This window comes from Anaerocolumna chitinilytica (genome assembly GCF_014218355.1).
Lineage (GTDB): Bacteria > Bacillota > Clostridia > Lachnospirales > Lachnospiraceae > Anaerocolumna > Anaerocolumna chitinilytica.
In genome coordinates, this window is record NZ_AP023368.1 from 4,558,867 (window position 1) to 4,573,100 (window position 14,234).

Below are 14,234 nucleotides of genomic sequence, written 5' to 3' on the forward strand. Positions count from 1 at the left end.
TTTACCCAGCAGCTGGATAATATTTCTTGTTAATGATATCAATAAGCCCCGTAATATGCAATTACATTTTATTTATAAATAGATTAAATTTTCGTTAAAAATTTTCGTAGAATGAATTGTAACCTATTGTAAATAATATTTCTAATTCATTATATTTAAAAGATTCTTTTGACAATTTATACAATTAATATTAAAATATTCCGGTATGCTGTATTCGAATTCTACAAAACAAAAGCAAATTTCACACAATAATTGCTTATACAGCGTATATAACAAAGGAAAGGAGTTCTTATGGAGAACAAAAACAAGCAGATTGAACATTATGGTCTGTTTACAGCTACTGCCATGATTATTGGCATTGTAATCGGTTCCGGTATCTTTTTTAAAGTGGACGATGTACTAAAATTTACAGGAGGCAGTGTCGGACTAGGTATTCTTGTATTTGTTATAGGTGCCCTAAGTATTATCTTCGGAAGTCTTACCCTAACCGAACTTTCCATCCGTACGGAAGGATCCGGGGGTATCATCAGCTATTTTGAGCGGTTTATCTCACCAAAATCCGCAAGTGGTTTTGGATGGTTTCAGACTTTTATCTATTTTCCGACTATTAATGCAGTAATATCATGGGTAGCAGCACTTTATATTTTCTCCTTTTTAGGAATAAATGCTTCTTTAGAAGCACAGATTGCTTTAGGCTATGTTATTTTCACATTTTTTTATGGTGTTAATATCTTATCATATAAATTAGGCGGCTATATTCAAAATATTGCCGCAATCATAAAACTTATTCCATTGGTTGTTATTGCAGTGGCCGGAATTTTTTATCATGGTCAGCCTGCTGCAATACCCACCGGTATAGAGGTCATCAAGAAAACCCACGTGGGACTTGCCTGGCTGGCAGCTCTGGCCCCTATTGCCTTCTCCTTTGACGGTTGGGTTGTATCTGTTAATATTACAAATGAAGTAAGAAACCCCAAACGAAATATGCCTCTGGCACTTATAATAGGACCTTTGACCGTATTATCTGTATATATCCTATACTTTTTAGGTTTAAACAACATGCTGGGCTCTGAATATATTATGTCTTTGGGGAATGATGCTGTTAATAAGGCCGGTGCGATTATTTTAGGAAGCAGCGGTACAAAATTGCTGTTATTCTTTATTGTTATATCCGTTCTGGGGGTTGTAAACGGAATGACCTTAGGAAGCATACGTATGCCTCAAAGCCTAGCCGCCAGAAACATGATTCCTGGTGCCGAAAAGGTTGCAAGGCTTCACCCAAAATATGAGATTTCACTCCCTTCCGCTCTTATAGCTTATATTACAGCAGCGGTCTGGATGCTGCTCCATTACATCACTATGAAGACTGATTTCCTAAAGGGAAGCGATATCAGCGAAATAGCGATTGTATTCAGTTATATCTGCTATATGCTGCTTTATATGAAGGTTATTTCTTTACGGAAAAATGGTGAAATCAAAAGTTTCTTCAAAGGAATCCTTTGCCCGGTATTAGGATTATTCGGATCGCTTATTATCTTAATTGGAGGGCTCATTTCCAATCCTCTTCATGTAATCTGCTTTATCCTTTTCTGCGGACTGGTTTGCTTATTAGGATTTCTGTATTTTAAAGGAAAAGCTTCTAAATAGTACTGAAATTTATCGGATATAATAATTAATAATATAATTATAAGTAATAATAAGCCCTGTACCTTTTCTTCATCGTATATTACGTTAAGGAAAAGTACAGGGCTTTTATTGATAGGATCTCAAGCTGTGCAGCCATTATTCTCCCTGACTGCTGCCCGTATCCTCCGTTCCGTTATTCTTATCTGCAGGTGTTTTGTTCACCAGACTGTCATCGTCCTTCTTATTATAACTCTCCGTTCCCGGCAGCTCATACACTACTACAGCTACTCCTCGCTTGATATTCTCAAACATCTTTTTGGCATTGCTCGGCGGCATATTGATACAGCCATGGGAGCCATTAGTCATATAGATCTTTCCGCCAAAACTGTAACGCCAGGGAGCATCGTGGAATCCGATATTACGGTTAAAGGGCATCCAGTATTTTACCGGTGTCGCATAATCCTCTCCTACTAAAGTAGCATCATTTTCCTTATATTGAACGGGATAGGTACCTACCGGTGTGCCATTGTTTTTTGAAAGATTACCGGATACAAAATCCGATTCCAGAATCAGTTTTCCTTCTTTGTAAAAGAATAAGTGCTGGGCAGTGAGATTTACTTCTACATATGTATTACCGATGTCATCGGTACCATATTGCTGGGCAGTTTGAAAATAAGCAGGTTTTCTCTCTATCTGCTGACCATTCTTTATCAGTTTAAGCAGGTCTGATTTTTCTGTTACTCTGTCAAGCCACCAGCCGTAATCGCCGCCTTTTATCTTTAAAACATCTCCATAGGAGGTCTTAAAAGTACGGACTCTGCCAAAGGAATTATAGTTCTTCCCGATATAATCCACATACTCTTTTACCCCATTTTCATCTAACGTAACCTTCATATTATCATCAACAGCCAGCCACTTACTGATTTTCTTACCGTCTAAGACTTCCGTTACGTCCCCAAAATGATAGGTGATAACGCTGCCTGCCATTTTATTCATCTTATCCAAAGCTTTCTTAAGATCCGCATTGTCCGAGAAGATGGTAGGTTTCTCATAGACTCCGGCTTCTTCCAGGCTTAATTCTGTCTTCAAAGAAAGAATAGCCGCTTTAACTGCCTCAAACATCTTATCACGATTAACCTTTGCTCCTTGATTCTCCGGTACTATCTCATAGCCCTTATCTCCATAATCAGAAATATGAGCATTCACTGGTGCTATATCATAATCTGATGCAAAGCTCTTTAAACCATCAAAATATTCCGTAAGCAGCTCATCACTATACAAAAGCGCTGCTTTCAACGTAATCTTATGAGCTTTTAATAAAGCAGCTGGCCAGGTATAAGAATTCTGTGTTAATAATAAGTCTGATAGCTTCTCATCATATACAGTATTCAGCCCGATATCCTCACCATGGAGTTTTTCCGTCAGGTCATTACGCTCTTTTATAGTGAGTACATAAGACTCTACTTCCTCATTAATGGCCGCTTCCGCCTGTGCTTCTGTCATACCAGAGACGTTTACACCATTAATCGTAGTGTTATGATAAAAATGGCTCTTGTAATAAAATGCCAGAAATAAGTAAATTATAAGGAGCGGTACTGCCACGGCAACTCCCCCGTAAAGCAGTGCCTTTTTCGCAAGACTGCCTTTCTCCTTATTACTTGAGTTTTTATTTGTCAGCTCGTTCATATTTTCACACCTTCCAGTTTGAAAATGGAATACCATTTTTCAAATTTTTATTTAAGTGTATGATTATAGTTTATATATTCTATTTAATAAGCATACTACTCATTCATACATCCCTATAATAACATAGAATGGTGTTAAATACTTGGCATTTTAATTACGTTTTCATTAAATGTCTATTACAGAAGGTGATTTTATCTTAAATTCTTCCAGCTTATCCAGAAAGCCCCTATAATTTCATCAAAAGAGACAGAGCTTCTTCGTCCGCAGATTTACAATTATCGATTAATTCTCCGATTTTCTTTCTGTTTTCGGGCTTATATAGGTTGGTCATCTGCACTTGGGTACGGTCAAAGCCACCTAAAACTTCAGCCATCTTTCCAATGTTTTCTGCCACTTGCTTGAATTTATCCGCCACTTCTGCATATATTCCACCTGGCTGTTCCTTGGAAAGTTTGCCGAAGAATTCTGCTCCGCGCCATCTTCCGTCAATCAGACAGTCCATGGCATCTCCATGACACATCATTCTCTCAGCCATTATAGGCAGTATCGCATTATCACTAAATTGCTCCTCGTCCATAATTGCCTTCTTCCAGGCATCGTAAGCCAGAAGCCCCTTTGAATAATTCCCTTCCTGCCTTCCGGTAAGGACCTCAACTGCCGTTTTTACAATATCCTCTGCTGTCTTCTTATCACCGGTTCTCTCTCCCATGCACATGACTGAAAGAGTATCTGTATTCTCCCACCAATCCTTGGAGATAAAGTAGCCAGATTCATCAAATTGTACGTTTCCTGCAAATTCCGGATTATCCTGAAAGAAATTCCAGCCAAGAAGAGTATTTCCGCCATCTCTGTAGCCGGTTATAATACAGGTTTCAGGCGGCCCAATAATTCCTCTTGCAATACAGGGAATACCCTTGTCGATTCGCTCTTTAATAAAGCTTATAAAGTCTTCTTTCCTGGTATTATTTTCACGGTGTATAGCCTCATAACGGTACCCCAGCCCTTCGATTCCAAGACGGTATACCTTTTCCCATTCTTCAAAGGTAAAGCATACATCCACATTACCGGCATTCCAGCAGGTAACATCCCATACCAACCGAAATGCAGCCCCGCAAACCACCATGGCATAATCATAATCAATATCCTCACCCAAATAATTGGCACAGGCTTTTAAACATATGGGATAAGGAGTACATCCCTGATAAACACCATAACCTACCTTAGGTACACCATATAGAACCACACTGTTATCTGTAGTCTTTAACTGCTCTGAATTCATATTCTTATTCTCGATCCTTTCTGACACACCGTAGACACCGGCGCATAATTTCATACGTCCTACCTCTACTCTCCTTTTTCGAAAATCCGATGGAGTATAGCCGGTAACACGGTTAAATGCTCTTGTAAACGTATCCGGATTTGAAAATTGATATCTTTCGGCAATGTCAAGAATACTCATATGGCTATGAACAATGTCAAAGGCTGCATTGGCAACTCTTCGGCTTACAATGTACCGGGACAGGGATTTTCCGGTTATATTAGCAAACAGAGCTCTTAAATGAGACAATGAAAAGCCTGTGGCCTCTTCCAGTTCCTCATATCTGATTTCTGTCCCCACCCTGCTTTCTACAAAGACAATAACAGCACTTACCGTCAGAAAGTAATCCATACCATCACCTCGTTTTTATTCTTCATGAAGTGATTCCAGTATAGCATAGCCTTCTTCCCCCTTCTCGACTTTTTTGATGATACTTTATTTTAGCTCTTACCTAAATTGAATACACTGTCTTAACTTAAGCTATCTTAACACTGTCTTAACATACGCCGTCTTAACTTCTTTCCCGGCTGATTCCCTCTTTGTTGCAAATGTGTTCCAGAAGAAGTTTACAGCCTTCGTATACGTCTTCGTATGTCACATCAAAATTCCCCGTATACCATGGATCTGCTATATCCCTGGGGCGTGGTGACAGATCCAACAATCTGCTGATTTTCTTATCCGGATCACCTTTAAAAATACGCTCCATAGAAGATAGATTTCGGCTCTCCATGCCAATAATATAATCAAATCGGCTATAATCTTCTTTCTTTAATGGAACAGCAGTTTTTCCGGAAGTATCTATGCCAAATTCTTTTAATTTTGCTCTGGTTCCTCTATGAACCGGATTTCCCTCTTCTTCATCACTGGTTCCGGCTGAAGCGATAAAGAACTTATCCGAAATTCCATTCTTCTTTACCATATCACGAAATACAAACTCCGCCATTGGAGACCGGCAGATATTTCCCAAACATACAAACAATACTTTTATCATGAAGTCCTCCTAAAATTAGTCACAAATGAACATTAATATATGATATTATTAAAATATCTCTATACTTTTCTATTTTACCATAAACATGAGAAGAGTACACGCCATTTAAACCTGTGGCACGAAGCCAGAGATACAGATAATCGTTAAGACATTTTTAGTCTAAGAAGGGGCTGTTGCAAAATAGCCATAATAAACTCAAAAACAGGACTGGGTGTATAACAAAACATTTGCGTCGTCTGGCCGAGCTCTTCTTGTGAAGCGGAGCGTTTTGAACGAGCGAGGGAAAAGCAGCCAAATGTATTGTTATACACCCAATCCTTTCAAAAGAGTAAATTGGCTATTTTGCAACAGCCCCTCTTTACGCCGCACAAGACGGCAGATGGGAGGTATTATGAAAGTATTATTATTGTTGGCAAAGGGCTTTGAGACCATGGAGTTTTCTGTCTTTATTGATATTATAGGATGGGCACGAAATGATTTTAACTGCAATATCACTGTCCACACCTGTGGCTTCACCAAACAGGTTATCAGTACTTTTTTGGTTCCGGTAACTGTGGATAAGCTATTGGAGGAGATACATACCGAAGATTACGATGCCCTTGCCATACCGGGAGGTTTTGAAGAATTCGGCTTCTATGAAGAAGCTTACGATGAAAGATTCTTACAGATAATTCGTGAGTTCCATGAACAGAATAAACCGATTGCCTCTGTCTGTGTAGCTGCTTTGGCTCTCGGTAAAAGCGGCATTCTGACAGGCAAAAGAGCCACAACCTACCATCTGGGAAATGGCAGACGCCAGAACCAGCTGCGAGAATTTGGGGCAATTGTGGTAGACGAGCCTGTAGTAACTGATGAAAAGATAACAACTTCCTACTGCCCTCAGACAGCTCCCTTTGTCGCCTTCCAATTGCTTGAACAGCTGGCGGGAAAGGAACTGGCTGATACAGTAAGAATTGCCATGGGATTTTAGAGTTGTTTATTCAAGGTCATCAAAGTCAAAGGCTGCTGCTTTAGTATAATTCGTAACCTTTGCTTCAAAAAAGTCTGTTTTGGTCTGGTTAAGGCTTGAAAAGCCTTCAATCCAGGCCATGGGATTCTCCGTAATTTCGGGATACAGCTCTTCTATCCCGATGGCCTTTAACCTCTGATTACCCAGATATTTAATATATTTTTCTATGAGATTATTATTTATCCCCAAAATTTCATTGTTCGTGACATATTGTCCCCAACTTATCTCATGTTCTACACCGGTTCTCATCATCTCGCGTATCTGTTCTGTTGTTTCTCCCGCAAAGATTTCCGGTCTTTCATTCTTTAATTCCTTTATGATATTCTGAAAGAGTACCAGATGGGTTATCTCATCCCTATTAATATACTTAAAAATGGTACTGGTTGCAGTCATTTTCCCCTGTCTTGCCAGAGTATAGAAAAAACTAAAGCCGGAGTAGAAATAGATTCCCTCCAAGATATAATTGGCAGTAACCGTACGAATGAAATTCTCCAAAGTCGGATTTTCATTGAATTCCTGATAGATATTGGCAATGTAACGGTTTCTCTCCAACAGATGTTTATCCTCTCTCCACTCGTCATAAATCTTGTCCCTGGTTACCGGATTGGTCACTGTATCCAAAATATAAGAGTAACTTTGAGCGTGGATTTCTTCTTGAAATGCCTGTATATTTAATAACGAGGAAATCTCCGGAGCCGTCACATAACGGGATAAATTGGGTAAATTTTCGCTCTGGATAGAATCCAGGAAGTTAAGGAAGGATATAATTTTGTCAAAAGCATTCCTTTCTCCGTTTGTTAATAGAGGAAATTGCTTAATATCCTCATTTAAGGAAATCTCCTCGGGTATCCAGAAGTTATTTAGCATTGTCCTGTAAAAAGTCTTTGCCCAACTGTACTTGATACGGTTCCATTCACGCAGATTTGTTGTATTTCCCTCAATCAGGTTTTCTGTTCCTCTCACACCGTTTTCATTAAATATCTTTTTCTTATCCATGGTAATCTCTCCCTAATGTCCTTATCCTAAATACTTACAGCTAATATATTTTTTTATCAATCTAACCACTATAAGTGTCTTCTTGCGAATCAAACTTAGAAAAAATTGATTCCAAATGCTATGAAATAATTTCATTTAAGTAGCTGTTGACTTACTATATATTATAAAACATCTTACACTAATCCGAAACTATTTCTTTCTCAACCAGCATATCAAAGTATGAAACTTGTTACGAAAGATACACAGATGACTATAAGTGCTCCAGGGATTTGTCTACAGAGGCTCCCTTGACCCAAAGCTTTATCTAACTGGAACAGCTTGTGCACTCATCCATCTCCAATGACTGGTTCCGTACATAATATATGGTCTTTACGCCATTCTTCCAGGCCTCTACATAGAGATTAAGAATATCCTTTGCCTTCACCTCCGGTGTTATATACAGGTTAAAGGACTGGGACTGGTCGATATGTCTTTGCCTGATACCGCAGGCTTTAATGCTATAGAGTTGATCAATGTGATGAGCTTCCTTATACAGCCAGAAATTCTCCTCTGACAGGTCTGGCGCAGCCTTCGGCGTAAAGCTTCCCTTCTTCTCTTCGATAAAGAACTTACGAAAGATTGGGTCTATCCCTGCTGTCGTACCAGCAATATTGGAAGTGCTTCCCGTAGGTGCTACCGCCGTCAGATAGCCATTTCTAAGGCCATGCTCTTTCACCTCAGCTTTTAACATTTCCCATCTCTTTGAGGTATATCCCCGGCTTTCAAAATATTCTCCGGTCTGCCACTGGGACCCGGTGAAAACCGGATAGGCTCCCTTTTCTTTTGCCAATTCGCAGGAAGCTTTTATAGCCTGATACCCAATCTCTTCAAATAAGGCATCGGCTTCCTTTAGGTGTTCTTCACTCTCCCAGGCTATGCCATGATTCACCAGGTAATGATGATAACCGCTTGTACCAAGTCCTATTGCGCGGTATTTATCACTGGTGACTCTGGCTTCTTGTACCGGAGACTGATTCAGTGTAATAACATTATCCAACATTCGTATTTGTAATGGAATAACATCTTTTAGGTCTTCTTTATTTACTCTGCCCAGATTAATGGAATTCAAATTACAGGTAACCATATCGCCTGATTTTACCCTTGTAAGAACCTGACTTTCTCCCTCTCTGCTCTCAATTCTCTCTTCTAAAAGAATGGATTCACTCATATTCTGAGCGATCTCATGGCAAAGGTTCGATGCATAGATCATACCTGCATGTTTGTTGGGATTTGCCCTGTTTACCGTATCACGGTAAAAAATAAAAGGTGTTCCGGTTTCCACAGCCGATTTCATGACTTTCTTCATAATATCTAAAGTGGATACCACTATCCTTTTTAAATTCCCATTGCTTTCGCAGGCAAGATAACGTTTTGTAAATTCTCCATCCTCTTCCTCGTCATAGCAATCTTCCAGGTAAAAGCCCATTTGCTTCTTCACGTCATAAGGATCAAATAAGGACCAATCCCCTCTTTCGGATAATCTCTTCATAAAAAGGTCCGGAATGCTCAATGCAGGGAATATATCATGTGCCTTTCTTCTGTCATCCCCATTGTTGGTCTTTAAATCCAGGAACTCATAAAGGTCCTGATGCCAGATATCCAGGGTTACGGAAGCACCGCCCTTTCTTCTTCCCAGCTGATCCACCGCCACTGCTGTATCATTATATAGCCTTATCCAGGGTACCACACCGCCGGAGGTGTTCTTGTAGCCTCTTATCTCGCTGTTTAAAGCTCTGACCTTTCCCATATAGATACCCAAAGCTCCGCCATGCTTTGATACACTGGCGAACTTGGAATTGACATCATAGATGGACCAAAGGTTGTCTCCTACCACAGAAATAAAACAGCTGCTCAGCTGATGAAAAGGGGTGCCTGCGGCAGCCAAAGTAGGCGTGGCAACAGTCATCTTCAGCTCACTTAAGATATCATAAAATTTCTTAGCATATTCAATTTTTTTATTACCCTCCGGAATAGCAAGGTGCATGGCAATTACCATAAAGCGTTCCTGAGGCAGCTCATATACTTCCTTATCAAAACCTTGAATAAGATACCGGTCCGCCAACAGCTTCAGCCCTTCATAATTGAATAATAAATCTCTTTCTTCCTTTATGTAGGTCCCAAGTTCACGGATGTCTGCCTCTGTGTACTCTTTTAAAAGATAATCACCATAATAATGAAGATTTGTCAGCTTAAGAACCAGTTCGTAAAAATCCCCGTATCCAAAATGATCATAACTTCTATTAATAGCGGCCTCTTTATACAAATCAGACATTAACAATCTTGCAGCAGCATACTGCCAGTCAATATTTGTTTTTTTTACTTCATTGCCGTAAGGATCTCTTGTAGTCTGTATTGTCTTCTCTATAGCTGTCTGAATAAGAATCTTTTGAATTTCCTTGGTGCTCATACCATCCCGAAACTGAATATTGGAATCCATCTCAAGCTCTGCCGGGTCACATCCTGCAAGGCCATTGCAGGCATAGGCAACCATTTTCTTGGTTTTTTCAACATATAAGGGCTCGTAATTGCCGTTGCGCTTTTTTATCATTATATCCATAGATCAGCTCTCCTCCAATTTCGCTATTTCACAATATATAGTAATAGTAATAATTATTATAACTATATGTATTGTATACTATTTTATTTCATTTGGCTAGAAGAATTTTGACCTATATCAATCCCTGAAATAATATTTTGATTGCAACAATTATCTAAATGCCTATAACAGCCCTTACAAAGAAATGTAATAATCCAACAGTCCCCAAATCCAATCTCTAACCTCAGAGAAGGTGAACCCAGTGCTTTCCCCGCGGCTAACATCAATTGAAAAACTATCTGCTCCGTTATAAGGAGCTCTATCACCTTCCTCCGAAAGAATTGCCGCCTTTCCTGTCTTTTCTTCGGTATAGTTAATTATTTCTTCAACGGATACTGCCCCTTTGCTGGCGGCATTTATAATTCCCCTAAAATCATTATCTCCGATAAAAGAAAGAAATCTGCCTGCTTCCCTGGAATCAATGAATCCTAGCATCTCCTTTTTATTATCGACATTCATAGGGATACCTTTCTTAATGTGGTCTACATAAAAGAATAATCTCTGGGTATAGTCATCTTTTCCGATTACGAAGGGAAAACGAACTGCAACGGAAGACTGCCTTCCTGCATATTCCTGAAAAAGTGCCCGTTCTGCGTGCTGCTTAATAATGTTATAGGTAAAGTCCTCCCTGTCACACCATATAAGCTTTCCTTTCATCGGGTCAAAATCCTCCTCTCTGGTATCCATATGCAGTTCATCGTATACAGAGATGGTGGAAACAAAAACGTAACGTTTGCAGCTTATATTATCAAGGGCATACTTGATATCATTGGAGCTGTAAGCGATATCGTCATAAACAATATCATATTCCTTACCCAGAAAAGCCTTCTTCATATCCTCTTCCTTCGTGCGGTCTACTTTTATGCGCTGCACTTCATTTCCAAAAGGGTCCGCTGTTATTCCTCTGGTTGCTATTGTGACATCATACTGCTTTAAGAGAAGTTCATCAACCAGATGCCTGCCAAAATATCTGGTTCCGCCTAATACCAGTACCTTCATCGTTAAATCCTCCTATTTTTATAATGGTAATTTTACCCGATATCTGAAATAATATCTATACCTATCTAACAAAATCAGCGATACAGTTTATCCTGCATCGCTGATTCTTCCATCCCTTATCTCCACAATTCTGTCGGCCTTTTCTGCTATTTTCCTGTCATGGGTTATAACTACAAAGGTTGTTCTAAAGTCTTCATTTATTTTTCTCATAAGCTGATAAATATTTTCCGCAGACTCAGAATCAAGATTTCCTGTTGGTTCATCTGCAAGGATTATTCCGGGATTATTCATAAGAGCTCTGGCTATAGCAGTCCGCTGCTGTTGTCCGCCAGACATGTTTACAGCAAGATTATCTCTTACCTTTGAAAGCCCCATAAGCTCCATAAGATTCTGAGCCCTTTCCTTCTCTTCCCTGGAAGGGTTTGTATTCAGTATCCGGCTTGGCATTAATACATTTTCAAGAGCTGTAAATTCCGGTAGCAGATAATGGAATTGAAAGATAAACCCGATGGTTTGATTTCTTAACTCTGCAAGCTCATTTTTCTTCATGTTGCAGGTTTTTCTTCCGTCTAGAATTACCTCCCCTTCCGTCGGTCTGTCAAGAGTTCCCATGATATTTAATAGTGTACTCTTTCCGCTTCCTGATGCACCGATAATGGAGTTGAAGGTACCTTTTTCAAAGGAAAGGTTAACATCATAGAGTACCTGGGTCTTTACTAAAGTACCATATATCTTGTTAATATTTCTTAAAGTAATGATATCAGCCATTTTTGATCACCTCGATTGGATTAAGTTTTGAGGAACGTCTTGCAGGAACAAGAGAAGCAAGGGTCGAGGCAAGAACTGCAACAACAGCGGAAATCCCTATGAAACCAGCATTAATATAAAGTTCCACCACAGGGGTTCCATCTGGGTTCAGCGCGAATTTGGTAAACAGATAGCCCAGTAAAAATCCGAAAGTAATTCCAAGAATTGCTCCTGCTGCTCCAAGTAGAAGGCCTTCAAAAAGAAATATAAGGCTTGCTGTTCTGTCTTTAATACCCATTGCCTTTAAGATTCCAAGCTGTCTGGATTTTTGAATCACAGTAATCGCAAGCACACTTGCAATACCAAGTAACACCGCAATCATTACAAAGACCTGAATCATAATGCTGGAAATGCTCTGTCCGTTAAGTCCGCTTAAAAGCTCAGCGTTTTGTTCCTTCCAATTTTCTGTCTTAAAGTTACTGCCAAGCTTGGAATCTATCTCCTTAGCAATCGTGTCTGCTTTAAAAACATCTTTTACCTGCATTTCAATTCCGGTTACCTTACTATTTAGTGAAAATATGTTCTGAGCTGTCTTAAGAGTCGTAATCATCCATGATTTGTTAATAGATGACACCTTAAGGTCATAAAACCCTGTTATCGTAAGTTCATTTATCTGACCCGAATCCGTAAGTACCTTCACAGTATCACCCAGACTCACACCAAGCTCCTCCTTAAGTTCACGGCCTAAGAGAATTTCATTATCTCCTGTGGGCTTGCTTCCTTCGTATATTTTCTCATTCACCCGGTAAATTTTATCTGCATTCTCAAGATCCAGTCCTCTTATAAGTACTGAGTAGTTTTTATTGTTTTCGCTGATAAGAGCAGGTCCGTCAACCGCTGCCGAAATTCCTGTAATCTCTTTCTTAAGTTCTGACAGTTCTTTGATAATTGTGCTGTAATCTTTGATTGTCTGGTCGTCTGTATTTGAGGTAACCGTTATCTGAGGCGAATTTCCGATTGTTTTATCAATCAGACTCTTTTGAAGTCCCTGAATTAAGGAGCCTATAAAAATCTGTACGGAAACGCCTACTGCAATCCCAAGTATGATTAACAAGGTTTGACCCTTCCCTGATTTCAAGAAGCGGATTGCAATTTTAAATGCCAACTTCATAGTATCACCTTCTCTTTCTCATTTTAGTAACCGTTATTATTATTAATTTTATAATATATCACATTTCGAAATATTGCAAGAGAAATATTTGATAATCACCACATTATGTGATATATTTATGTTCATAAATATTCCATTAAGAAAAGAGGTGTGATATGAATACCGATTTTTCTGCCCGATTAAAATCCATTCGTTCAGCAAAGGGAATTACACAAAAAGATTTAGCAGTTCTTCTTGGGGTGGGACAGACAACCGTTGCAAATTATGAACGAGGAATCCGGCTCCCCGATACAGATAAACTGTCCAAAATTGCAAGCTTGTTCGGTGTTACAATAGATTACCTTTTAGGCAGAAATGAAATAATCACTCATAATACAGGCGATGATTCCGTTAGAAGTGGCTTTTCCTCTCAAGCGGATAGTCTCCGTTTACTGATGAAACTCTTTCTAGAGGGAGACCAAAAAAGTGCAAAAGAACTGTTAAGAAATCTCCAAAAAAGTGGAGTTACTATTAGAGAGCTTTATTTTCAGATTCTTGGAGAGGCGATGAAGGAAGTTGGAGCACTTTGGGAGAAAGGCAGTCTGGATATATGGAAAGAACATTATATCTCAGAGACTGTTATGGATTTGATGCGGGAGCTTAAAGACAGAGAGAAAAAAAACAATACCAGCCCTCACCGTTTACTTGCTCTGACACCTGGTCCTGAACTTCACAGTATAGGACTTAGAATGATAACAGATATTCTGGAACTGGAGGGCTGGGATATAACCTATATTGGCACTAATGTACCTGCTCAAAGCATAATAAAAGCTGTTGAAGAAAAGAATCCCCATATCATTGCATTTTCTGTCACAATGCCTAGTCATATAGATTCTGCTAGAAATACTATACTGGCAATAAAAAATTATTTCGGCAATCATGCACCTAAAATAATCGTCGGCGGTACTGCCTTCATAAATTCCAGTGATGTCTGCGCTGAAACCGGCGCTGACTATTATGGCGTAAGTCTTGAAGATATTGAAAAGATAGCAGAAATGAAAGCATTATAATAAAAAC

11 protein-coding genes are annotated in these 14,234 nt (G+C 39.3%); 3 read left to right on the top strand and 8 right to left on the bottom strand.

What is annotated here, in order from left to right; translation table 11 throughout:
• Positions 1 to 291 precede the first annotated feature (291 nt).
• Positions 292 to 1,647, top strand: coding sequence for an APC family permease (locus tag bsdcttw_RS19910; RefSeq protein WP_185256550.1), 1,356 nt, complete (start codon positions 292 to 294; stop codon positions 1,645 to 1,647).
• Between the two features lie 135 nt (positions 1,648 to 1,782).
• On the opposite strand, the gene bsdcttw_RS19915 is transcribed toward bsdcttw_RS19910, so the two are convergent.
• The 3 genes from bsdcttw_RS19915 to bsdcttw_RS19930 all read right to left on the bottom strand — a co-directional run bounded on the left by bsdcttw_RS19915 (position 1,783) and on the right by bsdcttw_RS19930 (position 5,621).
• On the bottom strand, positions 1,783 to 3,312 hold the full coding sequence (locus bsdcttw_RS19915; RefSeq protein ID WP_185256551.1) for a L,D-transpeptidase family protein: 1,530 nt from the start codon (positions 3,310 to 3,312) through the stop codon (positions 1,783 to 1,785).
• Positions 3,313 to 3,538: 226 nt separating this feature from the next.
• Entirely contained in the window at positions 3,539 to 4,981 is a 1,443-nt protein-coding gene (locus tag bsdcttw_RS19920) for a helix-turn-helix transcriptional regulator (RefSeq protein ID WP_225903716.1), read from the bottom strand.
• 160 nt (positions 4,982 to 5,141) lie between these two features.
• The gene (locus tag bsdcttw_RS19930) at positions 5,142 to 5,621 is read right to left on the bottom strand and encodes a low molecular weight protein-tyrosine-phosphatase (RefSeq protein WP_185256552.1); all 480 of its coding nucleotides are present in this window, start codon (positions 5,619 to 5,621) and stop codon (positions 5,142 to 5,144) included.
• Positions 5,622 to 6,012: 391 nt separating this feature from the next.
• Between bsdcttw_RS19930 and bsdcttw_RS19935 the strand changes: the two genes are divergently transcribed.
• On the top strand, positions 6,013 to 6,591 hold the full coding sequence (locus bsdcttw_RS19935) for a DJ-1/PfpI family protein (protein WP_185256553.1): 579 nt from the start codon (positions 6,013 to 6,015) through the stop codon (positions 6,589 to 6,591).
• Positions 6,592 to 6,597: 6 nt separating this feature from the next.
• Here bsdcttw_RS19935 and bsdcttw_RS19940 read toward each other — a convergent pair whose 3' ends face one another.
• The 5 genes from bsdcttw_RS19940 to bsdcttw_RS19960 all read right to left on the bottom strand — a co-directional run bounded on the left by bsdcttw_RS19940 (position 6,598) and on the right by bsdcttw_RS19960 (position 13,178).
• Positions 6,598 to 7,626, bottom strand: coding sequence for a ribonucleotide-diphosphate reductase subunit beta (locus bsdcttw_RS19940; RefSeq protein ID WP_185256554.1), 1,029 nt, complete (start codon positions 7,624 to 7,626; stop codon positions 6,598 to 6,600).
• A 304-nt stretch (positions 7,627 to 7,930) separates the two neighbouring features.
• A complete protein-coding gene (locus bsdcttw_RS19945) occupies positions 7,931 to 10,222 on the bottom strand; it encodes a ribonucleoside-diphosphate reductase subunit alpha (protein ID WP_185256555.1) in 2,292 nt (763 codons plus the stop codon).
• 174 nt (positions 10,223 to 10,396) lie between these two features.
• Positions 10,397 to 11,260, bottom strand: coding sequence for an NAD-dependent epimerase/dehydratase family protein (locus tag bsdcttw_RS19950; protein WP_185256556.1), 864 nt, complete (start codon positions 11,258 to 11,260; stop codon positions 10,397 to 10,399).
• 87 nt (positions 11,261 to 11,347) lie between these two features.
• Positions 11,348 to 12,028, bottom strand: a complete 681-nt coding sequence (locus tag bsdcttw_RS19955; RefSeq protein ID WP_185256557.1) for an ABC transporter ATP-binding protein — start codon at positions 12,026 to 12,028, stop codon at positions 11,348 to 11,350.
• Complete coding sequence (locus bsdcttw_RS19960; RefSeq protein ID WP_185256558.1) at positions 12,021 to 13,178, bottom strand: ABC transporter permease; 1,158 nt, start codon at positions 13,176 to 13,178, stop codon at positions 12,021 to 12,023. Before bsdcttw_RS19960 ends, bsdcttw_RS19955 begins: the two co-directional genes overlap by 8 nt.
• Before the next feature lie 155 nt (positions 13,179 to 13,333).
• Between bsdcttw_RS19960 and bsdcttw_RS19965 the strand changes: the two genes are divergently transcribed.
• Complete coding sequence (locus bsdcttw_RS19965; protein ID WP_185256559.1) at positions 13,334 to 14,227, top strand: cobalamin-dependent protein; 894 nt, start codon at positions 13,334 to 13,336, stop codon at positions 14,225 to 14,227.
• Positions 14,228 to 14,234: the final 7 nt, after the last annotated feature.